General features: G+C 43.7%; 8 protein-coding genes and 1 tRNA gene. 7 read left to right on the top strand and 2 right to left on the bottom strand.

Annotated elements, in window-relative coordinates; translation table 11 throughout:
• The first annotated feature begins 346 nt into the window (after nucleotides 1-346).
• Nucleotides 347-2,962 (top strand): bifunctional acetaldehyde-CoA/alcohol dehydrogenase, encoded by a 2,616-nt coding sequence (gene adhE / locus ABFV83_RS17105; RefSeq protein ID WP_349948941.1) that lies wholly within the window; start codon nucleotides 347-349, stop codon nucleotides 2,960-2,962.
• Between the two features lie 61 nt (nucleotides 2,963-3,023).
• Here the strand turns inward: adhE and nudC are convergent, their stop codons facing one another.
• Both nudC and ABFV83_RS17115 read right to left on the bottom strand, forming a co-directional pair.
• On the bottom strand, nucleotides 3,024-3,866 hold the full coding sequence (nudC, locus tag ABFV83_RS17110) for an NAD(+) diphosphatase (protein WP_349945517.1): 843 nt from the start codon (nucleotides 3,864-3,866) through the stop codon (nucleotides 3,024-3,026).
• 235 nt (nucleotides 3,867-4,101) lie between these two features.
• Nucleotides 4,102-4,689, bottom strand: coding sequence for a biotin transporter BioY (locus ABFV83_RS17115; protein WP_349945519.1), 588 nt, complete (start codon nucleotides 4,687-4,689; stop codon nucleotides 4,102-4,104).
• Between the two features lie 244 nt (nucleotides 4,690-4,933).
• On the opposite strand from ABFV83_RS17115, the gene ABFV83_RS17120 reads away from it, so the two are divergent.
• The 6 genes from ABFV83_RS17120 to ABFV83_RS17145 all read left to right on the top strand — a co-directional run bounded on the left by ABFV83_RS17120 (nucleotide 4,934) and on the right by ABFV83_RS17145 (nucleotide 25,476).
• On the top strand, nucleotides 4,934-20,302 hold the full coding sequence (locus tag ABFV83_RS17120) for a doubled motif LPXTG anchor domain-containing protein (RefSeq protein WP_349945521.1): 15,369 nt from the start codon (nucleotides 4,934-4,936) through the stop codon (nucleotides 20,300-20,302).
• 155 nt (nucleotides 20,303-20,457) lie between these two features.
• The gene (gdhA, locus tag ABFV83_RS17125) at nucleotides 20,458-21,792 is read left to right on the top strand and encodes an NADP-specific glutamate dehydrogenase (RefSeq protein ID WP_349945523.1); all 1,335 of its coding nucleotides are present in this window, start codon (nucleotides 20,458-20,460) and stop codon (nucleotides 21,790-21,792) included.
• A 183-nt stretch (nucleotides 21,793-21,975) separates the two neighbouring features.
• Nucleotides 21,976-22,863: a DUF3881 family protein gene (locus ABFV83_RS17130; RefSeq protein WP_349945525.1), complete on the top strand. Its 888-nt coding sequence runs from the start codon at nucleotides 21,976-21,978 to the stop codon at nucleotides 22,861-22,863.
• 113 nt (nucleotides 22,864-22,976) lie between these two features.
• A tRNA-Arg gene (locus tag ABFV83_RS17135) sits at nucleotides 22,977-23,050 on the top strand.
• A 342-nt stretch (nucleotides 23,051-23,392) separates the two neighbouring features.
• A complete protein-coding gene (locus ABFV83_RS17140; protein WP_349945526.1) occupies nucleotides 23,393-23,707 on the top strand; it encodes a hypothetical protein in 315 nt (104 codons plus the stop codon).
• 476 nt (nucleotides 23,708-24,183) lie between these two features.
• Nucleotides 24,184-25,476 (top strand): glycoside hydrolase family 125 protein, encoded by a 1,293-nt coding sequence (locus ABFV83_RS17145; RefSeq protein ID WP_349945528.1) that lies wholly within the window; start codon nucleotides 24,184-24,186, stop codon nucleotides 25,474-25,476.
• Nucleotides 25,477-25,488: the final 12 nt, after the last annotated feature.

A 25,488-nucleotide genomic window follows, 5' to 3' on the forward strand; every position in this document is an offset into this window, starting at 1 on the left:
CCGATTGTGAAAACAAAAGAGTTTTCACAATATAACTTGTCTGAGCTTGCAGCGCAAGTGAAGATAAAAGGGCTGCTCATCTGATTATGGGAAGTGTTTTGGCTTCCGTTAGCATGTTTAATTAGAAAAAGAGAAGGGCGCTCAGAAATAACCTTATATTATATTATATTAAATTTTAAAATATGAGATTTGAATAAAAAATAGCTTGAACCATGTATATTTTTGTAAAATATAACATTGACAAAAAAATAACAATAGCATATAATGAAATCACGATAGATCGTTAAAAAAATATCGATATAAAAATACCTATTTAACTTATTTTAAAAATTGGAGGAAAATCATGATGGCTAAGAAAGAACAACAGGTAAGAGTTCCTGAGATCATTGATAGTGTAGATGCTCTGATCGCGAAGATGGAAGCCATGAAAGAGGCTCAGAGAGTATTTGCTTCCTTCACCCAGGAACAGGTGGATAAGATCTTTTATGAAGCAGCAAGTGCTGCCAATAAGTTAAGAATCCCTCTGGCAAAAATGGCTGTAGAAGAAACCGGTATGGGTGTTGTGGAAGATAAGGTCATTAAGAACAACTATGCTGCAGAATATATTTATAACTCCTATAAAGACACCAAAACCTGTGGTGTGATCGAAGAAGATAAGGCATATGGCATTAAGAAAATTGCAGAGCCTATTGGTCTGATTGCGGCGGTTATTCCGACTACAAACCCGACTTCAACTGCTATTTTCAAAACCCTGATCAGCTTAAAGACCAGAAATGCCATCATAATTTCCCCTCATCCACGTGCAAAGAATTCTACCATTGCAGCTGCAAAGGTGGTTCTTGATGCCGCTGTTAAGGCTGGCGCACCGGAAGGGATCATCAGCTGGATCGACGTTCCTTCTCTGGAACTGACCAATGAGGTCATGAGAAGTGCGGATATTATTCTGGCAACCGGCGGCCCTGGTATGGTAAAAGCAGCTTATTCTTCCGGAAAACCAGCCCTTGGCGTTGGTGCAGGTAATACCCCTGTAATCATTGATGATACGGCTGATATTAAGATGGCAGTCAGCTCCATCATCCATTCCAAGACCTTTGACAATGGTATGATCTGCGCTTCCGAGCAGTCTGTAACGGTTCTTGAACCTGTTTATGATGCAGTTAAAAAAGAGTTTGCAGCCAGAGGTTGCTATTTCTTAAAGGAAGATGAACTGAATAAGGTACGTAAGACCATTATTATCAATGGTGCGTTAAATGCCAAGATCGTAGGCCAGAAAGCTCACACCATTGCAAAGCTTGCAGGCGTGGAAGTTCCTGAATCCGCAAAGATCCTGATCGGTGAGGTTGAGAGCGTTAATCTGGAAGAAGAATTTGCACATGAAAAGCTGTCACCGGTTCTGGCTATGTATAAGGCAAAAACCTTTGATGAGGCGATTGAAAAGGCAGAGCAGCTGGTTGCTGACGGCGGTTACGGACATACCTCTTCTCTTTATGTAAATGTAAATGAAAAAGAAAAAATGGCAAAGCATGCAGCGGCTATGAAGACATGCCGTATCCTGGTGAATACCCCATCTTCTCACGGCGGTATCGGTGACATCTACAACTTCAAGCTTCAGCCATCCCTGACTCTGGGCTGCGGTTCCTGGGGCGGAAACTCTGTTTCTGAAAACGTTGGGGTAAAGCATTTGCTGAATATTAAGACCGTTGCTGAGAGGAGAGAGAACATGCTGTGGTTCAGAAATCCTGAAAAGGTTTACTTTAAAAAGGGTTGTATGCCTGTAGCGCTTAGTGAATTAAAGGATGTATATAACAAAAAGAGAGCATTTGTAGTAACAGACTCCTTCCTTTACATGAACGGTTATACAAAACCGATTACAGATAAATTAGATGAAATGGGTATCGTTTATACCGTATTTTCCGATGTTCAGCCAGACCCGACCCTGGCAAATGCTCAGGCAGGTGCGGCTGCTATGAAGGCATTCCAGCCGGATACCATTATCGCCTTAGGCGGCGGTTCTGCCATGGACGCAGCTAAGATCATGTGGGTAATGTATGAGCATCCAGAGGTGGACTTCCAGGATATGGCCATGCGCTTTATGGATATCCGTAAGAGAGTCTACACATTCCCTAAAATGGGTGAAAAAGCTTACTTTGTGGCCATCCCAACTTCTTCTGGTACAGGTTCTGAGGTAACCTCCTTTGCGGTTATTACTGACCAGGAAACAGGGGTAAAATATCCTCTTGCAGATTATGAATTAATGCCGAATATGGCTATCGTTGATGCGGACAACATGATGAGTCAGCCAAAGGGCCTTACAAGTGCTTCCGGTATTGACGTTATGACTCATGCATTAGAGGCTTATGCTTCCATAATGGCTTCTGATTATACGGATGGTCTTGCACTTAAGTCCATGAAAAATGTATTTAACTATCTGCCTATCGCATACAATGACGGAACCAATGTAGAGGCCAGATGTAAGATGGCAGATGCTTCCTGCATGGCTGGTATGGCATTTAATAACGCATTTTTAGGTGTATGCCATTCCATGGCTCATAAATTAGGCGCTTATCATCACCTTCCTCATGGTGTTGCAAATGCGCTGCTGATCACCTTGGTTATGGAGTTCAATGCTTGTGAAGTTCCAGCTAAAATGGGAACCTTCCCACAGTATGAGTATCCTCATACTCTGGCAAGATATGCAGAATGCGCTCGTTTCTGCGGCCTGGATGGCAAGGATGATGCGGAACTGCTTAAGAAATTCATTGCAAAAATCGAGGAATTAAAGAAGGCAGTAGGAATCAAGGCAACCATTAAGGATTATGGCATTGATGAAAAGAACTTCCTGGCTACTCTGGATGAAATGGTTGAAAATGCATTTGATGACCAGTGTACAGGCGCAAATCCAAGATATCCTCTTATGAGTGAAATTAAGGAAATGTATTTAAAAGCTTACTACGGTAAATAAGTTTAAATAGGTAGCAAAAGGCCGTACCCGAATCGCGGGACGGCCTTTTGCATTTTCTTTTTTATTTTACCTTCCCATTTTTAAATAAAAGAATCATCTCATGGGTCAGGCTTAAATTGGTGAAGTCGTCAGGGATATCCTCCGGAGCCATCCAGTCTGCTGTGGATAATTCTGTTTCATCCAGGCAGACCTGTGGAGAACCATCCAGCTGGGCCCAGTATCCGACTAAAATGGAATCACTGAACCCCCATGGCTGGTTTTTGTAATAGCGTATGTTTTTGACCCGAAGGCCTGTTTCCTCCATTACCTCCCGGTTCACAGTATCTTCCAGGGTCTCACCAAATTCCGTATAGCCTGCGATCAGGGCATACCGGGTGTATTCTCTTCCCGCATACTTGGTCAGCAGAAGCTTTCCGTTGTAAGTAACAGCCACAATGATGGCCGGAGCAATCTTTGGGTAAACGGTATTGCCGCAGGAGGAGCAGACCATGGATCTTTCTTTTTTACTTTTCATCATGGGAGATCCGCAGCAGCCGCAGAACCGGTTGGAACTGTAAAACCGGTGAAGCTGTCCGGCAGAAACAGCTGCAAAGGACACCCACATGGGCTTTAGCTCCCTTAATGCGCCTGTTTTATAAAAGAAAAGAGATTCTGTTTCTGCCAGGCTGATATTGGTTTCATCTACAAGAAAAAAATCCATCTGGTCAATGGAAAAAAGATAGTCAGAGCAGGCTATGGCTTCTTTGCTTAGGTTTTTTAAGTCTCCGAATTGGGGGATTTTTGTGGAACTCTTGTGGTCAAGGAGGAGGCAGCCATCCTGGAAGTATAGAAAATAGCTGTCCATGTGCGGCGTTTTTATCTGAAATTCGTTATGAAAAACATGGGGAAAAATATCCTGAATCATCTGTAAAGAACCTTCTTTGGCATAATTTACTTAATGAAGGCAAGCAAAGCGCGCCTTCATTAAAAAAATCAGCCATCCAGTGAGCCAAAGGCAAACTGAACTTCCTTTCTAATTATTTACATTAAAGTATTGTAATCTATTTTAAATTTCAAAATGTTTCCTGTCAAGCCATTAGAATATAGTTAAAATATAGAAAGGCCGGCGCTTTTATCAGCGCCGGCCGCAAATATATTGATCATTGCCGTAAAATGGCTTTTCGGATAGGAATTCCGGTAATAACAGCAATCACTGTAAGTACAATATCCTTGGGAACAAATGCCACTATGGAATAGGAAAATACCCCTAAGACCGACATATCACCGGATAATGCTGCCCATTGAAGACCTCCTATGGTTTCATCTATTAAGGTGCCAAGAACCGGGAGCAGGAACATAAGAATCGTGTTAAGAGTCTTGCAGCTTGTTTTCGGTCTGACGCCGCAGAGGAGTACCATAATAAGCCAGCCCCATATGTAACCGCCGGTTAGCCCCATCAAGTGTTGGAGGCCTCCTCGAAAGTTTGAGAAGATGGGCAGTCCTACAGCCCCAAGAAGGATGTAAATAAGTGTTGCTAAAAATCCCAGCCTCCATCCTAATACGGTTCCTATAAGTGCTACTCCAAAGATCTGGATGGTTATGGGAACACCGGTTGGCAAGGGGATAGATATTTGAGAAATTACGGCAAGAACTGCCGCAAACATCCCGGCCAAAACTAATTCCTTTGTTGTAATCCGTCGTTTGGCAGGGGATGAAGTCTTTGTTTGAAATGTTTTTGCTGTATTCATGAGATCAGGCTCCCTTATGTAGTATAAGATTCTACTGGAATGGTAACACATGCTAAATTGATTGTCAACTAAAAAATATAATAGGTTAACAATTAAAAAGCGGTTACAAGGAAATTTTGAAATAAACTTGAAAAAATAACCAGTCTGTAACCGTTGAGAGATATACTGAATAGATAGAAAATACAGCTTTTAACTTATTAATAGATTTTATCTTAAGATTGAAATAAATAAGGAGGGTATAAGTATGAAAGGTATAGGGAAGAAAGTGCATCGCTTAAAAAGGGTGATTGCCTGGTTGCTGACTGTTGCGATTGTTACCGGAAATATATCACAGCTTTCAGTAACTACCGCATATGCCTCGGAGACTGCTGAGCGCAGAAGTGGATCTTCTGCCAATGCAGGGAAAGCATCTCCATCGGAGGCGACTCCGTCAGAGGCGGCGAGAGTTATTGACGTCCAGGTCACTCAGTCTGCTATTGAAAAGGTTCTTAAAAAGGATTTTGACAGCAGACCGGAATTAAAGGAAGATTTGGTTCCCTTTGAAGGAGATCAAAAGGATCTGGTCATAGGAAAATTATATGAAGAACTAGAGGGAAAAACTCTGGTGCTCCAGAAAAAGGTGGGAAAAGCCATGTATCTGGTGGTGGTATCAGATACCCTGGATGGAGAACCTTTTTTTGAAGCCGATAAATCCGAACGGATCAGGCAGGAATCGATCCTTAAGAATATTCAGATCATAGGCGTCAATGGCTATAAGGACCGGGATTGCGAATTCCGGCTGCGGATCGTTGGTGACGATTTAATGATCACAGATGCCCAGATGGAAGAATTTGCGGTCATCGGGGAAAATTCACAGGAAGAAATAGAAGAAAAATCTTCCTCAACCGGGAATCAATCCGGAAGCTGGGGAAGTTCTGGAAGTTCCGGGACCGGGGAAACGGCTGCTGTAACAGAGGAAGAGGCCAAGGATCAGGAGACAGAGACCCAGGAGACAGAGACTCAGGAAACCAGTGAGGCTCATAAGAATCTTTCAGAGCCGGCTGAAGAAGCAAAAAGCCAGACCGGGGAAGTGAAAGAGACACAGAGAGAAGAGAACTCCAGGGAAACCGAGAAAAAATCAGAAAATGGAGTCAAAGAAGATAGTAAAAAAGAAGAGAGTAAAAAAGAAGAGGGCGGAAAAGAACAGGGGGAAGATTCCAATTCTGATAAATCCGGGGAAGCTCTTTCTGTAAGCAGCATCGAAATAAATGGGATTTCAATAACAAAGCATGAGGTTCCGGTTCTTTTCAGTGCTGAAAATACACTGGCAACAGCTTCTGAAGCAGATAATTATTTCAATGGCGGAGAAGATGCTGATCTTGTTTCTGCAGGGAATACGAAGGCCCTGTCAGAAGAGGAACGGGCTGCCCTGATGGGAACCGATGTTGCCACCCTGAATGGAGAAGAAAGGAAAACAAGTTTATTCTCATTTCTCAGCCAGCCATCCTTTGGCATGGTGGTCCACAGCTATGGAATGACCCTGCTGAATACAGAGGTGAACAGTGAAGGCAGGCTCAGTCCTTATGAAACGGCTTTGACTTATTATGGGCCAGATGCTGCGGATAAGAAGGATACGGTTGAAGTGAATCTGTCACAAAGCCAGACCGGTTCCATAAAGGCAGGAATTTTATATACCTATACCATCACCTATACCATGCAGGCAGCACCTCTTTACGAATATGCCGCAGGAGGAAAGCTGCCCCTCTTTGATACTTATGAGAATGCAAAAATTCTCTTCACTGTGCCTGACGGCATTGTCATAGAAGAGCGGCCCGGAAAAGTAAAGCTGGTATCTTCTGATGATGGTGGTAAGATTTATGAAATCAGCGTGGGAGATGAGCAGAATGTAATTCGTCCGGGCAAATCAGACAGCATAACCGTGAACGCCTATATTGACGGGAACGGAAAAAGAGCGGTTGGCGAGGAATTTAAACTGCCTCAGGACAGCGTTGCTTTCTATGCTGACGTTAAGGTGGCTGATAAGACAGATAAGGAGAATGTAACTTATCCTGGCAATGTTGAAACAGTCACTTATGCGGCGCAGCCAGATGATACCACACTGACTCTTGTTTCCGATGATGCATGGCATATTAAAAAGAGAGTCTATCCAACGGATCATTCTTACACGGTGGTAAGAGACGGTGCAGGAAATCCAGAATTTGTGGACATTACCTATCTGATTGAAATGGGCATGTACGGAAGCTCAGGTGACATATCCAGGCAGCCTAACGGAACCATTTACCAGACTTATGGCCGTACGGGTTTTAAGGAGGCTTCTTATAAAATTACGGATTCTCTTAAGATTCTCACGGAAAATGCGCCTGAGGCCATGAAGCCGGTTTCCGTAACGGCCAAATGGGGAGACGGATCCAACGTCAGGATGATTAACAATGGGGATGGGTCGATTACAATCAATGAGTTCAAGAATCAGGGACAGAATGATGCGGATCATATTTACGTGTCAGACTTAGCACCAACCTATAGCTCTTATCTGGTAACAGCCCGTTATCCATATGAACCATTTTTGCTGAAGTACAATGATGAACGTATTGGGAATGAGACCGTATTTACGGTCAACAATAAGGCCCGTCTGGAATATGTAAAGCTGGGAACAGATCAGTTGGTGACAGAAGACTCTGATGTAAATATTGCAATTCATGAGGTCAACAAGCCGGCAGTTATCAAGATAAAGAAGGAAATCGACGAGGGACTGGGCTTTACCCAGAAGTATGGATTGACCATGGAAAAGGAATATCCCGGGATGGCTGGCTTTGAGATCAATTCTCTGGATCCTGACAACAAGCAGACGCCTTATGACAATTATACGGTTATAGACAGATATGGTCAAAAAATTAACAATAAAAACATTGCTGTCAATCCTTCAAGCGATAAAACGGAAAGCGGATTCTATGCAACGGGGGATGATGGTTACATCCGGATCCAGGTTGATCCGGGAACCTATGTGATCAATGAAATCGCAAATCCAGTTGGAACACAATTCAGCTCCGCTAAGGTTGGAACAAAGGCGGTTGCCAAAGGGGATGATATTAAGGTCACCTTAAAGGCAGGAGAAAACGCTGAGATTACGGTGGTTAACGAAGTCATTGGAAAGGGAGCCATTGAATTTAATAAGAAGGCCCGTACCTGGAACAGTGCAAACCTTAGTGAAACAGAATTAAATTCTTTGGAAGGCGCGGAATTCATTCTTTTTCAGAAAAATGAAAATGGAAGCCTTTCAGAAGTTAAAACCGTAAAATCAGACAGCAAAGGATATGTGTTGTTTAAGCCTCTTACACCGGGCAAATACATTGTAAGAGAAAAAAGCGCTGGAGGTTATATCCTTGACAATCATGATTATGAAGTGACCGTAGAGGCCGGTAAAACATCGCCGGTAAAAGGCGGAAATAACCTCCTTGTCAACACTTTAAATGAAGCAAGGGTAAATGTGACAAAGTGGATGCAAAATGACAAAGCTGGTTATATTAAGGTACCTGGAACTTACAGGGGGGACTTTAATAATAAATTCTGGTTTGAAAAGTATGCAGAGGGAACGTGGACAGAAGTGGGCATTGGCTCAAAAACCACCTACTCTCTGGACGGTTCAAGCCAGTTTACGGCGACTCTTCCAGTCTATGATGGAAGCGGGCAGATGATTAAGTACCGCGTAGTTGAGAAAGTTCCTGACGGATATTCTGACGGGAATGGTGCCGAAGCTGGTTTTTCACAGGAAATAAAAGGGAATAAGACTTACATTTATAAGACCTTTTCCCTGGAACCTTTAAAGACTGCTCAGGTTGACTTGAAGAATAATAAAGGGGGAACCTTAAAGCTTCAAAAGGATGCCTGGTCCATCAGCAGCGAAAGCCTGAATAAGAATGATTACAAAAATGGATTTCAGTTTAAGCTTTATTATAAAGACGGAAACGACTTCACCGAAGTACTGCCAAATACGGTCTATACAACAAATAGTAAGGGAGAAATTCTGGTAAAGGGCCTTGATGTAACAAAGGACTACTACTGGTCTGAAATCAACAGCAGCGGAAGGCTGGAAGCAGATGATTCCGAGAAGATGGTAATTTCCGGAAATCAGGTTTTTATTGGGCCTTATCAGGTAGTCAGAGAAAGCGATACCACCGCAAAGGCTTATAACATTCCTCAAAAGGTACCTTACTGGCTTTATAAGGTTGATATCACAAATAAGAACAATCCCATATCAGCACAATTTAAAATAACAAGAGATGCTGATAAGACAGTAGTTTTCAGCGGTTCGGTGACCAATAAGGGAAAATATGTGATTCTTGATCCCGGAACAGAATATACCATGGAAGAAACAACGCCTCCTGCTAACTTTGAAAAAGGGAAAGACATTAAGATCACTACTCCTAATGGACCTATTCAAAAAGCGGATTTGGAACGATGGTTTACCCAGGGCAATGAAGTGACTCGCCGGACCATTGAAAATAAACCATATAAATCTGTTTCCATTAAGAAGACACAATATGATGCAGACGGCACGGCAAATCCCAGCGCACAAATACAGTTTGACGCTTATGTAAAGAATGGCAGCAGCTTTACAAAAGCAACTAGTCTGATATCCAGTGTACCGACCCAGCTTGCTCCTGGAACATATTACTTTAAAGAAGTTGTTCCTGACGGTAATATCAATCCTTATTACCTGCTTTCTGATGCTGATAAAGAGAAAGGTACCCATCCGGGTAATCCTGGTTATGAGATTTCCGGAACCGATGTATACTACGGACCGGTAACCATAACCGCAGCGTCTACAAGCAGCGAAAAGAGCCTGAATATCTTTCTGGCAGGAGAGAATAAGCCCGTAGAGAATTACAAGGATAATGGAAAAGTAGCGGTTACTAAAATGGATGCGTTAAGGGATATCCCTGTGAACGGAGCCGTTTTTGGTATTTTTAGAGCAGATAAATTTCATATAAATGATTGGGCAAACAGCATCAAAAATCCAATTGAGAAGGTAACCACAAGCGGAAGCGGCCAGGCAATCTTCAGCAGTCCAGACCTTAAGATCTTTGACAGCAATGGAGACAGGATTTCCTATGTCATTGCCGAAATAACGCCTCCGGCCGGATATCTGCCATCCTTTGAGATATTAACTACGACCTTAAAGGAAGGCAAGGTAATTACTAAGGTCAATGGAGATGATAATGGAAGTGAGCTTGTTATTAAGAACGAACCCAAGCTGACCATCCGTACCCAGAAGTATTGGAGGGATGAATGGAATTACCAGTTCTATCCGGCGAATCATGTTCTTGGAAACGTGAAGCTGGCCCTCTATAGGATAAACGCAGACGGCGTTACGGCAGATTATGTAAAAACAGAAACCACCAATACCTATGACGGAATCGCAACCTTCTATGATATTAACCGGAATGATACCTACTATGTGGTTGAGGTCCGGGTTCCCACAAAGGAAGAAACAGGTTTTGATTTTGACCTGAATATGAAGGATAAGACACCTTTAGCAGAAGGAAATGTTGAACCTCCGAAAATACTTTCTGTTTCAGACCTGGAGGCAGGTAAATACAATGCAGTGAAATATACGGGTAAGGAGCTTGCAAAAACAGCGGACTCTTTAACCCAGAATACCGATCCACTTTATAACTATAAGCCATGGGTTCAGTTTAATATATTAAAAACCTGTGATGGAAAGGCATTTGATGGAACTCCCCATACAGAGGAACCTGTCAACGGAGCGAAATTTACCCTTTATAAGATGAAGGATGATGTGAAAAATCTTTCAGGAATTCATTTAGAGAATTTGGCGAATGAAGACAGGTTTGAGAAGGTAGACAGCTATGAGAGCGGCACCCGGATCAATCCGAAGACGGGAATCAGAGAGAACGGGGAATTTGATACCGCTATTTTAGAAACCGGCAAGGTATACTGGCTGGTAGAAGAAGAGGCTGCACCGGGCTATCAGCTTCCTGGCGGACGTAAGATCGTAGCAGTATTCGCACCAAAAGATTCCGGTTACACAGGATATAATGAAATGCTTCATCTGTATGAAAATGGTCGCAATGAACAAGTCGCTGTTGTGAAAAATCAGCATGGAGATGGCCTGGGAGGCCTTGATGCATACTATTTCCAGATTGCATTAAACAAATGGCTGAAGGATTCTTCAAAGCAAAATGCAGAACCAACCCTTTTAGGTGGAGCTAAATTCCAGATATGGCTGCTGGATCCTGATAATAAAGCAAAACTGCTTCCTGTCCAGGTGGTTGAAACCGGTCTGGAATCCGACAGTGAAAACAAAACAGGCTATGCCCTTTCCAGGATGATCAACATGGGTAAGCTTAAGGCAGAGCTTGAAAGCAAGGGATTTGATAAAGCAAGTATTGAAAGGATCCTTAAGCTTGAGAATGATAATGTAAAAGCCCTCTTTGGACTGGAAGAGGTATATGCACCTTCTAAGGTCCAGATGGATCCAACTCTTCACTACCTGGAAGTGACAATTCCCAAAAACCAGGATGTCATTGATTCCCAGTATTTCTGGAAGCAGGGAAAATCAGAGAAATACCGGCTGATGAACACAGTATTGGAGGAATACCCGGTAACTCTGGCTAAATACGGATACGTACCGGATTCCAGTACCTTTGGTAAAACGGATGAGGAACTGAATTCCTTAAATATCGTAAAAACTCCTTTAAGCGGCGTAAAGTTTGAAATCTTTCAGTACCAATGGGCAAACGGCCGTTATAGTTATGTAAGCATTGGAACTTATACTACGGAAAGCAATGGCCAGATAAAGATACCCAAGGGCTTAAAAGCAGGGCGGTACCGGTTAAAGGAAACCCTGACAACGGCCCAGGAGAGTAAGTATATTACCATGTATACCGGCGAGGACCGCGAGGAAAATCTTTGGAGATACTTTACGGTGGGAAGCACACCTTCCACTGTGAACGTTTATAACCCGGAGAAGCCGGATCTTGTAATTGAAAAGACCACATGGGCAGGAGATCCTTCCATAAACCTCCAGGGGATCACCTTTACCATTCAAAAATCAGACAGCAGCGAGATCAAGGCGGCTACTGTAAAACTTGAGAATGGAAAATATGCTGCCAACTTTAAAGATTTAGACAGCGGTGTTTACACCATTCAGGCAGAAGAGTTAGGAGACGGAGTGGCAAAATCTGTGACCAGCGGATATTTTGAAACGGCATCAGTAAATGTGGGATACAAAGCAAAGGCTGCCGGAGAAAAGGTATCTCTGGTACGCGTTGGAGACAGTGTAACAGGAAAGCTGGCAACAGCTGTAGTTAAGAATCCGCGTCTGGCTGATCTTGTTATTTATAAGACAGATGCAGAAACAAACGAAAGCGGTTCTGGTATGGCAGGTGCTTCCTTTAAAGTGGAGTACTTGATGTTCCGTTCCGGTACAGATTTGATCGAAGGGGTTCTGCAGAATGTAACGGATAAAGGATATAGTAAACCAGATCGGGACTTTAAAGAAATTTCAGGGACTCTGACTGATAACAAGGATGGTTCTTATACACTAAAGAGCTGTGCGCCGGGCTGGTACCGGATCACAGAGCAGAAAGCCCCGGAAGGCTATACCATTGACGCCCAGCCGATGATTGTGGCCGTAGTGGGAGATATGGCAGGCGGATACCAGGGGATTACTCCTGTGACCTTTGAAAACAGAAAGAAAGCAGAACTGACCGTAACAAAGAAGCTTTTCTTTGGCGATGGATTCATAAATGATGAGAACATTGCTAAAAAGCTTCCGGCTGAGATCGTATTTGATATTTACACCTATTCCAATAATGCCTATAAGCAGATGTTAGACGAAAGCAACAGGCCGGTACAGGTAAAGCTCCAGAGCTTTGAAACTCAGGATGGTTATTACACGGCAAAGGGAACAGCATTACTTCCTCAGAAGCCGGAAGGCGGCGCCTATTATCTGAAGGAGCAGGAAAACTCTGACTGGATGCTTTCAGCCTTAGGTGTGGAAGATAACGGTACCCTTCAGGAAGACGGATATATTAAGGTAGGCGGAGAATCTGATTTTACTTCCAAAAACCCGGTATCCATTACGGTGAACAACCAATATGCAAAAGCAAAGATACGCCTGACCAAGGTAGATGGGACGGATCCATCAAAGAAATTAACTGGAGCAGCCTTTAAGCTGTATTCTGATCCGGAACTGACAAGAGCGGTAGGAGATTTCACAGAGATAGGGCAGAGCGGAGTATATGAAATCGTATTTTCCACCAAACTTTACAGCCCTGGAACCTACTATATAAAAGAAGTGAATGCTCCTGCAGGCTATATTGCAATCACAACAGCCATACCGGCCGAGGGCCTGACAGCAGAAACAGGAAAAACAACAGAAATTACCGTGGAGAATCAGGGCGGTATTGATTTGCAGATTACTAAATACAGTGGAAATGGAGGTTCAGAATCCCTTAAATCAGGAATCGGCTTTGAGCTTTACAGAAAGTCCGGAGGCGCCTGGAATTATGTTGGGGAAGGAACCACCGATTCCGGGGGTAAGCTTTCTTTCCGGGGACTTGAGCTGAATGCAGGTGACGCTTACGGAGTTTATGAAGTGACGAAAAAGGAAAATGGCTTTGAAACATTCCGTATGGCTTCCTTTGAAGGAGAGGCGGGGACCATCCTTCCTATAACAGCGGAGGTGGTAAAGAACGGAGAAACCAAAACCGGTCTGGATCTTTATGTTCTGACAGGAGACAATACTGTTACTCCGGGAGTATATGACTTTAAGGCCCATAACCAGGAAGCGCTGCCTTTAAAACTCATTAAGAACGATGTAAATAAATCAGATAATCCCAGCGGATCCATGACCGTTTCCATGAAGATCATGGAAAAAGAAACTGGAAAGCAGGTTGGAGATCTGGTTGCAGTACCATACGGGGAAACCGGAATTACGGTGCCGTTGTTACCGGGAACCTATGTCATCGAAGAAATGGCAGTGATCCAGAACAACCAGGGCTATGTCATTAATAAGGATGATGTCAGAACTATTTACAGGAAAGAAGTGGAAGTTAATAAGGGTGCAGTTCCGGAGCCATGTGAATTTACTAACGTAAAGCAGAAGACAGGTGTGACACTGGATAAGACATCTGTAACAACCACATTAAAAGATTTATGGTGGAATGACGGCCAGACAGTGACCTATACCTTAACGCCTCATGTGGTCAACAGCATACCATTGGACCGGTTTGTAGTAACAGATACGGGCTTAAAGATGCTGGATGCAGGAAAGACAGTGCTTTCAGAGGCTGATTACACCTACGAAAAATATACGATCACCGGGGTTAAGCCGGGAAAAGCCACGGAACAGAACCGCATTAAGGGTGCAAAGACCGGAACCATCATGGCTGATGTGACCTTCTATGATTTTAACGAAAACCAGGTAGGAGAGGTGCAGAGCGTTGCGGTATCCGGTGACGGAGAGATCGGTCTGGTAAACCCGGTAAACGGCAAAAAGGTAAAATCCTTCCAGATCAGCTACCGGGATGACACCTTAAAAGGCTCTACGGAAAACCAATATGTCCTTGGAAATGATTTTGTCCCGGGAAGCATAGAGGTTACGGTAAAGCTGAACCGCCAGGATCCAAAGCTGTCTAACGGAACCTTTAAGAAGGAAATCAAATATATCCGCAACGTGGCCGATGTGGCTATGGAATTCAGAAAATGGGATACCAACGGAACGCTGGTTCAGGGCCAGGAAATGAGTCAGGCAGAAAAGGAATGGGATATTCCGGTCGTACAAAGCCAGGCACCGACGATTTCTGTGAAAAAGAGCGTTGATCCCATTAAGGGCATACAGCCAAGTGATATCCTGACTTATACGCTTTATGTAAAGAATGATACCACAAGCAATGATCCTGATATTGTTCCAATGCAAAAACCCATTCTCATTGATTATGTGCCTCTTGGAGTTACCGTATCAGGGGAGTCAGCCGGCGAAAACCGCCTGTTAAAGGCTGTGAGCTTAAAGGATGCCCCACAGGGCGTTGCCATTGAAAAGACTATTAAAAAGATTGATCCGGAGACAGGAAGGGAGACCTTATTCATCCAGTTAAGCGGAGTTCTGGATAAGGGTGAGTCCGTTACGGTTGAAGTAAAAGCACAGATTGCGGGAAGCATTATCAATTATGGAAAGAACATTCTCAATGAACTCTATGTAACAAGTGATGTTCTTCAGCCTGCGTTTTCATTAAACCAGACAGGTGCTTCCTTTATGATCAAAACAGATTCAGGCAGCAAATGGCCCAGTGCAGACTTGCCAAGGGCTGTGCAGCTGCCGGATGAAAAGTACCGCGGCTATGGTTATGCTTCGGATTCTGCGGAGAACACCATGAGCACTGGTACCGGAATTGTCCTTCATAAAGAGGTAAAAGGAAATTTAGACACCAGATTCGTATCAGGAACAACGGTAGGAAAGGTGGAAAAGAGCGGGGAGGATACGGATCTCGCTGATAAGGATGGTACCGTATTATACCGGCTCACAGTTAATAATGCTTCAGCCACTGATTATATCACCCAGCTTCAGCTTATGGATATCCTTCCGGTTAAGGGCGACTATAGTACCGGCAATTTTGAACGGCTTAGTGATTACCGTTTGAAGTTTGAGGATATTGTGTCCATTTCCATTGAGAACAGGACAGATAACAGGGAAGGAAGAAAGGTTAATGATTTCAGCAAAGAGGTGACTTATTCTGAAAAGGCAATTAACAATAAAGAAACGGCTCTGCAAGGAAAAGACTCTCTTTTAAATAACAACAAAAACGGGTTTTGGTCTGGAAGCTCCAGTGACCCCACGGCTATCCGCATTAAGATCACTGATCCCGAATTTTACCTGGCTCCGGGAGAAAACCTGGTGGTGATCTATAAAACGGTTGTACCTTATAACACAATGAAGGAGCTGGATGATGTAGCTTACGGATATGCGGTCAATGACTTTGCTACTTCCTTCAGTTATAAGAAGAAACTATCAGATGCTGCTGATATCAAGTTCGACCAGGTACAGACCAGCAACGCAGTCCAGGTAGTTCTGGTTCCGGGAAAAGTGAAGGTATCAGGACGGATATGGATTGACGACAACAATAACGGTATACAGGATGAAAGCATTGAGAACGACCATCTCCTTACGGATTTGCTTCCGGTGCTTCAGTCAGAGTACTTTAAGGTCAGTCTGTTGAAGTACAGCAGTAAGAGCGGTGACGAGGATGTAACAGGAGCAGTAGGAGTCAGCGATGCCAGATTCCTGTTTGAAAATCTGATACCTGCAAAGCCTTTTGGAATCACTGGGTCAGGATTCACCAAGGATCAGGAAAACAGCTGGTACAGCAACCAGTCTCTGATCTTATCAAAGCTAAAGGGTGATGATCCGGCCCATTACAGGATTTATGTGACAACAGGAACCATGCCGGAGGGATATGAAGATCTGGTGTTTAAGCTGGCAAAACCAACCATGCTTTCTACCGGAGAAAATCCTGAAGCCGGAAGATCAAGGCTGCCTGATACCCTGGCAGAAGGAGGAAGCAATTACGAAGAGAGCCGGGACAGCAACTTTAAGGAGGCGAAAGGCTCTTATGCATCGGAAGACTTCTTCTTATGGTCTACAGGAAGTGACTATGATAAGACAAAGGATATCGGTTTTGTACCATATCGGAATGTAACGATTAATAAAACAAATGAAGCCGGAAATCCGGTGGCAGGCGCTCATTTCAGCGTATACGGACCGTATACCAACGAGGAGATGGAAGCATTCCGGAAAAATGGAATAAAGGATGCAGCAGTTCTTGGAAGCCCGGCAGCCCAAGGCAGTACGGCCCTGACCGGCGGCGAGGCAGCTTGGAATGCAGGTGAACTACTTTATTACCGGAATTATATCGTTGTAGAGGATGGGGCACCTGTGGGATATGAAATTGCCGGTGCACAGTCCGATGATATGGTTCCAATGGATTCCTATCAGGTGGAGGGGCAGAAGGCCTGGGAGTTACTCAGCAAGGAATTTAAGACAGCTGGAACCCCAATACCAAGCACGATAACGGTTAAGAACCGCTATGTATCCGGAATTTTGGAATTTACAAAGCTGGATGGATTGACGGAAAAGGAGCTTGGCGGAGCAGCATTCAGGATTGAGAAAAAGGGTGCTGTGGTAGAGGATGCCTGGAAAGCATTTACAGATGCCATGAAGGCGGATCCGTCATCCATGGGAGTGACAAAGGTAACTGCAACAGACAGTGCAGTAGAATTTGAGGTGGTATCTGGTAAGGTAATATTGACCGGAATCCCATACGGAACCTACACCCTGTCAGAAATCCGGGTGCCGGATGGATACGATATTACAAAGAAGCAGGCTGATATCGAATTCCGGATCGAAACCAACGGGCAGAAGGCAGTGCTTTTCAATCTTGAGGGCAACCTAATTAAGAATACCAGAACCGAATACAGCTTGAGCCTTAAGAAGGCGGATAATGCAGGCAACGACAAGGTAGCCGGAATAAAGTTCGCCATAACCGGCCCAGGAAAATATGAAAGCAGTTCATGGAACCCGTTTAGCAAAGACAGATTTAAGTTAAATGATCCGTCTGAAAGCGGATATGAAGTAAAACAGACCGATGAAGACGGACGCATTACCTGGAATCTCCCATATGGAGATTACAAAATAGAGGAGCTTGATGCAGAGGGCTATGAATCTGTGGAGCCATTTTACGTAAGAATTACTGTGGATGGAACCGTTTCTCTGTTAGATGGGGAAGGACGGGGCGAGCTTACTTTAAATAGCTCAGAACAGAACCAGATCAACCTGAGTGTTAAGAACGTGATTAAAACCGGTTCCCTTAACTTAGAAAAGATTGACGGGGAAACCAGAAAGGCCATCGGTGGAGCGCAGTTTGAGTTAAGCGGGACCTCAGTGATTGACGGGGCGTTTGCCGCTTACCAAAATCAGGTACTAGGTCTGGGAGTATCCCATATATCAACAGGAGATGAGGGCGGAAGGCTGTGGATCAGGTTCCAGGTAGATGGAGCCGGAGATTCAAAGGCCGGTCTTCTGACAGAGATCCCATGCGGCAGCTACACCTTAAAGGAGATCAAGGCACCGGAAGGATATTTATTCAGCGGCGGAAGTGAATGGACCAGAGATTTTACCATTGAAAGTGCCGAAGGCGTGAGCTTTACAGGAGGCAATGGAATCGTCAATACGCCTCATGAGCTGAATATTGAAAAACGGGATCAAATGACAAAAGAGATACTTCAGGGTGCAGTGTTTGTGCTGATGACCGCAGACGGAAAGTATGTGGCTCTTGATGAAAACAATTCTTATACTGGATTAAAGGAAAGCCAGACGGAAGGTTCCGGGTTTACTACCGGAAGCGATGGAAGAGTCACTGTAAAACGTCTCCCGGCAGGAAACTATGTTTTAAAGGAAATTGAAGCTCCTGCCAACTACGGCGTATCTGCCGATCAGGAGATTTCTGTGCTCCAATCCGGCAATACGGAGACCGTAATGGTATATGATGTGAGGAATAAGGCCAAAATACGTATTAACAAGGCTGCATCCCACAACCATGAGATGAGGCTTGACGGAGCAGTATTTGAGATTTACTCCGACAAGGACTTAACAGCACTTGCAGGCACCATGACAACTGGAAACGGCGGCATTGGGGAATCAGAAATGCTTCCTTTAGGAACTTATTATGTGAAGGAGCAGAAAGCTCCTGCCGGTTATGAATTAAGTGACAGAGTATATGAAGTGACATTGACCAGTGAAAGAGAGGCTTATACGGTTCAGGCAGACGGAAATGACTTCGTTACCGATGATTATGGAACCGGATCTCTGGTATTTGATAAGGTTGACAGCTTAACAGGAGAAGCTCTTGGGTTTGCCAGGTTCTCCCTGACCAGGAAAGAATCAAAGGTAGACGGAGCATTTGAACATTTTGCAGAAGACTTAAGAAATAAGAGCCAGGATGAGCTGGAGGTAATGGGAATTAGCGGAGTTGAGACAGAAGACGGCAAGATCCGCTTTACGGCGGTAAACGGCCATGTTGACATGAAGGGAGTCCCATATGGAACGTATACTCTTAAAGAAGAAAAGGCACCAAAGGGGTATTTGAGTCTCAATGGAAAGGCAGAGTTTGATTTTACCATTACAGAGGACCAAAGGGAAGCTGACCTTGGATACGGCAATGCGGTAATTAATGAGCGGGCTCAGTTTGAGCTTCAGCTTAAGAAAGGGGATAATCTTGGAAACACCATTAGGGGAATCCAGTTTGAGATTTTAGGCCCGGGACGGTATGAAGAAAATGGAGTCTTATCAATTTTTGGAGCGAACCGGTTTAACACTGACGCGGACTCTGATGCCGGATTGTTTACGACGGCTGAGGATGGGAGCATTCACCTGGGACTTAAACATGGTGATTACCAGATCAGGGAAATTACTTCTGACCGGTATGATTCCATTGAACCCTTCTATATCAGGATCGACAAGGAAGGCAAAGTAAGTATCTTAAAGGATAACAGCAGCGCAGTGTCCGTTTCAAATGACGCTCTTGTGACCATTGCTGTGACCAATAAGATCAGCACCGGAAATCTGGAAATGGAAAAGGTAGACGGTGAAAATACCGGAAAGAGGCTTGAGGGAGCAGAATTTGTGCTGTCGAATCTTTCTACCCTGGTTCCGGGAGCCTGGGACAGCTACCGCTACCTGGCGGCGTCAGAGGGCGCTGCCTGGACGGCTGACCAGGTGGTGGGAAATACCATTACCTTTGTGCTGAACGGAAAAGGGGTTATCACAAACCTGCCATACGGCACTTACCGCCTGACTGAGAAAAAAGCACCGGATGGGTATCTTCTGGGAACAACTCCATGGACAGCAGAGTTTACCATCAATGACTCCAATAAGGAGATTAAGTATACCACACCAGGGCTGTTTGAAAAAACCAATGGACCGATCATGAATATGCCGTCAAAGATCACTGTGGTAAAAACTAATGCAGTCTTTGCGGATGTAAAGTTAAAAGACGCCGAGTTTATCCTGAAAGCTTCTGATGGAAGATTTGTAAAGCTGGATCATGGATCCTTTGCCGGATATACGGACGACAAGGCGGCAGCAGGAAGGTTTGTAACCGACAGTGACGGACAGTTTGTAGTAAAGAGACTGCCAAAGGACACCTACACATTCCTTGAGACAAAAGCTCCGGCCGGGTATCGTATCAACAACAATATACCGCCTGTGACATTAGATGGGGTCAACAGCTTTACGATTACCGTCCAGGATGAGAAAATCAGTGGCGGCGGAGGCTCATCGGGAGGACCTTCCGGAAGGGATAATCCCGGAGGCCCTGGAGCTGCGGTAACAATCGTGCCGGACCCAATCCCGCTTGCAAACCTGCCGGGAGATGGATCTGTGGATCTGCTGATTGTTGATGACGGAAACGTACCCCTTGCCAATCTGCCTAAGACAGGTGACAGGCAAAATGCCGCTGGTAAGATGATGGCAGCCCTGTCCGGCTTTATGTTAGCTCTTTATGCGGCACTTAGCAAAAAGAAGAAGGAAAATTAATAAAATAAAGGAAATCTGTTTATTGACTTTATTAAATGAACTTGTTATAATTTTTTAGAAGTTATGACGAGGCAAAGGGGCCGGAACTTAGAAGAGTTCTGGCCTCTTTTTGCCAATTTAAGCAGTTTATAAACCAATCCAAGGAGGAAAAAAATATGTCATATGTGGATGAAGTCTATGACAGAGTCGTGAACCAGAACCCAGGGGAAGCTGAGTTTCATCAGGCTGTTAAAGAGGTGCTTGATTCCTTAAAACTTGTCATCGATGCCAATGAAGAAAAATACCGGAAGATGGGTCTTTTGGAGCGTCTTGTGGAACCCGAGAGAATTATTTCCTTCCGCGTGCCGTGGGTGGATGACAATGGTCAGGTACAGGTGAATAAAGGATACCGCGTCCAGTTTAACAGCGCCATCGGACCATACAAGGGCGGACTGCGTCTTCATCCTTCCGTCAACCAGGGAATCTTAAAATTCCTGGGCTTTGAGCAGGTATTCAAAAATTCCCTGACAGGCCTTCCTATTGGCGGCGGCAAGGGAGGTTGCAACTTTGATCCCAAAGGAAAATCAGACAGAGAGGTTATGGCATTCTGCCAAAGCTTTATGACCGAACTGTCCAAATACATTGGGGCAGACCAGGATGTTCCTGCTGGTGACATTGGAGTGGGAGCAAGGGAAATCGGATTTTTATATGGCCAGTATAAGAGGCTGACCGGCTTATATGAGGGAGTTCTTACTGGTAAGGGCCTGACCTATGGTGGTTCTCTTGCACGTACCCAGGCTACGGGATATGGTTTGGTATATATTCTTGATGAGATGTTAAAGCATAACGGCAAGGAACTGGCCGGTAAAAATGTGGTTATTTCCGGTTCCGGCAACGTAGCGATCTATGCTACGGAAAAAGTACAGCAGCTGGGCGGCAGGGTCATCGCATTAAGTGATTCCAACGGTTATATTTATGATAAGGACGGAATTGATCTTAACCTGGTTAAGGAAATTAAGGAAGTACGCCGTGGACGGATCAAAGAATATGTGGATGCCCATCCAACGGCTGTTTATACAGAAGGAAAAGGTATCTGGAGCATCCCATGTGACATTGCCCTTCCTTGTGCAACACAGAATGAATTAAACTTAGATGATGCAAAAATGCTGAAAGCAAACGGATGCTTTGCGGTTGCCGAAGGTGCCAATATGCCTTCAACCAGAGAAGCAACGGATTTATTCTTACAAAGCGGAATGCTCTTCATGCCGGGCAAGGCAGCCAATGCAGGCGGAGTTGCGACTTCTGCTCTTGAGATGAGCCAGAACAGCCAGAGGCTTTCCTGGACCTTTGATGAGGTAGATGAAAAGCTTCACGACATTATGGTCAATATATATGCAAAGGCAGCTTCTGCAGCAGAGCGTTACGGTGTAAAGGGAAATTATGTTGCTGGTGCAAACATAGCCGGTTTTGAAAAGGTTGTTGAAGCCATGACAGCACAGGGAGTCGTATAAGATAATAAGGGGCCTGTGTTTCCTGAAAAGGGAACTGGCCCCAATTTTTAAAATACGAAAATTATGCTGGCATTATCATCATTTATAGTATATAATAATCGGTAAGGCTTGAGGCGGAGTGTTCTTCGCCTTATTGTTTTCCAGAAAGTTAATTTAGAAAGACAGAAAGCAGGTGATGATCCTATGCATAAATTCTTAAGAACCATTGGTTTCAGCCTTTATCAAAAAGACAGGGAAATAGAAAAGTTATTAGATGATCTCTGTGAAGATTTGACCGGCCTGAAACGGATTCAGATTGATGAGGAATCCAATCTCTGTGAGCTTCGCAGGGAAGTGGCTCCAGGTATGGGGATTGCTATCTTTGGAGAAATGGACCGGGAAGGAAAATTTCAAAGAAGCTATTATTATCCATATTTGAAAAGCAATGATATGACATCAGAAGTAGCCTGTTCCATCCAGCGCCATACGGAGCGGGAAACTTACGCCGGCCTTTTGGATGAATATAAGGTAGGGATTTCCCTCATATTCTATATAGACAATTCCTTTGATTGCAGGGAACGGATCATTGATCATCATCCGCTTGAAACCAGGGATGTCTATCTTACCGGCCTTGCAGTAAGCGGAAAAGTCCTTCTTCCTATTCAGAAAACAGAAATACAAAGGGAAAAGGCCAGAGTGGCGGCAAAAGACCGTAATACGCTTTTAGAGGCAGCAAAAAACGGCGATGAAGACGCGATGGAGACCCTTACCATTGAAGATATTGATTTATATTCCCAGGCTTCCAGAAGGGTATTGAAAGAGGATCTGTATTCCATCATTGATTCCTGCTTTATGCCCTGCGGTGTGGAATGTGACCAGTATTCCATTATAGGAGAAATCGTAAAGATAGATGAGAAGAAAAATCAGATCACCAAAGAAGAGGTTTATGATTTTACTTTAGAGTGCAGTGATCTTATTTTCCACGTGGGAATTGCTAAAAAAGACTTGGTGGGAACTCCGGAAATCGGGCGCAGATTTAAGGGACAAATATGGATGCAGGGAACCGTGAATTTTTCTGAGCCAGTGGAATAAGTATAAAATTGTCTTGACGAAACGTCGGAATATGAATATAATAGTAGACGGACCGTAAAGGAAAGCAGAGGAGAAAATCGATTCTGCCTGTTTCTTTGCAGTTTCATATAGGAGTTTCTGTAGCTCAGCAGGATAGAGCGTCCGCCTCCTAAGCGGAAGGCCAGCGGTTCGAATCCGCTCAGGAACATCATGAAAGACATAGCTTTCCGCTAAGAGGAAGTTATGTCTTTTTTTGCTTTATAGACTAACTATGAAATTATAGAATTCTATCCAACCAAATATGCCGTTGCTTTTAAGCGTTTTACGGAATAATAAACTCCAATTTTTCACTAACCCAGCCTGTATAATTTGCCTAACAGTAAATTTTTTATCTCACAACTACAAAAGGCATATTTTTTAAGAATGGAAAAATATGTATTTTTTTGTATAAAAAAGTATGATAGTATAAAAAAGGCAAAAAATAGACGGAAATTTGTCGTACTTTTGACTATTGATTATTTATATAACGAGACTGTAGGAGGTCACCCGAATGAAAATAATAGGCGCTAATGACTTGTCAGAATATGAGATAAATAACGAATTAAGAAATGGCGGTAAATTGGTTATATATCAATTTTGCATATCCATTTTAGTTATGACATTTAAACGCGGTTCCGATATTTATCTCATAAGGGCTGGAGAAAGTGCGTTTGTAAAAGGTCTGGGATATACTTTACTTTCCCTCATATTCGGATGGTGGGGATTCCCATGGGGGCCAATATATACCATTGGTTCAATAATAACTAATTGTAAGGGTGGAAAAGATGTGACGCAGGAAATAATATCTTCATGTTGTGAAGAGTAAATGTACATAATAGGAGCATGATAAAATTAACTCCAGTTTACCGGTCAAGCAATAGAGGGCACTTGCAGCCATAAAAAATCTTTTTTTCATTATTTCAAATGAAGCAGGTACGAAGTATGGAACAGTTTTATTAGACTGTCCAATATTTCGTACCTTTTTCTATGTCTCAAACCCTGTATTTACGGGGATTTGCATACTTGCTATAAAATTAAGACCCAAATTAATGATGTTTGAACACCTTTACCCAAGTTGGATAGAACTGATTCTGAAATTCCTGATACATGAAAAAAGGCCCCCAAAATGAGGGTACACGAAGAAGACCGTAAGAGCCGTCGAAACACCAGATAAAGAATTTGTGGAATCAAAAGATATTGATGTAAAAATGAATATGTTTCACGAGAACGTACATCTTGGCTCTAGCCAACATATCGCCCCCTCTGGTATAATAAAATCACAAATGGAAAGGACGTGAACAAATGCAGAAAATGTTAGAAAAAACACCGGATATTTTATTGTCAAGGGGAGCGAAGCTAGAGGAAGAATATAAAAAGGTATATCCCGAACTGGCGCCCTTAGTAAAACAATGCTTTTTAAATACCATGGATACCACTGTAAAAAGACTGGACGATGGCAGCTTTTTTGTAATTACCGGGGATATTCCGGCTATGTGGCTGCGTGATTCAGCTGCTCAGGTAAAACCCTATATAAAATATGCCGGAAAAGACAGGGAGCTGTGTCAGATTATAAAAGGCATTATTCGGAAGCAGGCAGAGATGATCTGTATCGATCCTTATGCCAATGCGTTTAATGAGAGTGCCAACGGTGCGGGACATAAAGATGATACAAAGTTAAATGACTCTGTATGGGAAAGAAAATATGAAGTGGATTCCTTATGTGCTCCTGTTTATCTTTCCTGGCAGTTCTGGAAAGAGACAGGAGAGACGGATATCTTTGATGAGAAGTATCTGGAGATGCTTCACAATATTTTAGAAGTATTTACTAAGGAACAGTACCATGAGACATCTGAGTACTTTTTCCGAAGAACCGACTGCGTGGAAACCGATACACTTCCTATGGAGGGAAACGGGAATCCGGTAGTTTATACAGGGATGACCTGGTCTGGATTTCGCCCTTCGGATGACCGGTGTGTCTATGGGTATCTGATTCCTGCAAATATGATGGCAGTGACCGCGCTTACCTATGCGGAGGAAATATGCAGAACGGTTTATCAAAATGAGGAACTGGCCCGAAATTGCCAAAAACTTGCGGGGGAAATCAGAGAGGGTATAGAAAAATATGGAGTTGTCCATCACGAAAAATACGGCGATATCTATGCTTATGAAACAGACGGTATGGGACATCATATTCTGATGGATGATGCAAATTCCCCCAGCCTTCTGGCTATTCCTTATCTGGGCTACAAAGATGCTTCCGATGAGATTTACCGGAATACCCGCAGATTCATTCTGTCGGAGGACAATCCTTATTTTTATTCCGGTACATACGCCCGGGGCATTGGAAGCCCTCATACACCAAAAGGCTTTATCTGGCACATCGGATTAACGATGCAGGCATTAACTTCCACTGACAGGGATGAGATACTGGAATGTCTGAGAATGATAGCGGCTACCCATGCCGGTCTTAACTATATGCATGAGTCCTTTAATCCGGAGAGCCCGGAGGAATTTACAAGGGAATGGTTTGCCTGGGCTAATTCAATATTTGCAGAACTGCTGGATCAATTATCAATTCAAGGGTTCTGGTTCTGAACAATTATGGAT

Origin of the sequence: Lacrimispora sp. BS-2, from assembly GCF_040207125.1 — a bacterium.
Lineage (GTDB): Bacteria > Bacillota > Clostridia > Lachnospirales > Lachnospiraceae > Lacrimispora.

Bases quoted from the DNA above. Each gene is read 5' to 3' on its own strand.
- ABFV83_RS17130 (WP_349945525.1), top strand. From the start codon at position 21,976: ATGCATAAATTCTTAAGAACCATTGGTTTCAGCCTTTATCAAAAAGAC.
- ABFV83_RS17145 (WP_349945528.1), top strand. From the start codon at position 24,184: ATGCAGAAAATGTTAGAAAAAACACCGGATATTTTATTGTCAAGGGGA.
- ABFV83_RS17140 (WP_349945526.1), top strand. From the start codon at position 23,393: ATGAAAATAATAGGCGCTAATGACTTGTCAGAATATGAGATAAATAAC.
- nudC (WP_349945517.1), bottom strand. From the start codon at position 3,866: ATGATTCAGGATATTTTTCCCCATGTTTTTCATAACGAATTTCAGATA.
- ABFV83_RS17115 (WP_349945519.1), bottom strand. From the start codon at position 4,689: ATGAATACAGCAAAAACATTTCAAACAAAGACTTCATCCCCTGCCAAA.
- adhE (WP_349948941.1), top strand. From the start codon at position 347: ATGGCTAAGAAAGAACAACAGGTAAGAGTTCCTGAGATCATTGATAGT.
- ABFV83_RS17120 (WP_349945521.1), top strand. From the start codon at position 4,934: ATGAAAGGTATAGGGAAGAAAGTGCATCGCTTAAAAAGGGTGATTGCC.
- gdhA (WP_349945523.1), top strand. From the start codon at position 20,458: ATGTCATATGTGGATGAAGTCTATGACAGAGTCGTGAACCAGAACCCA.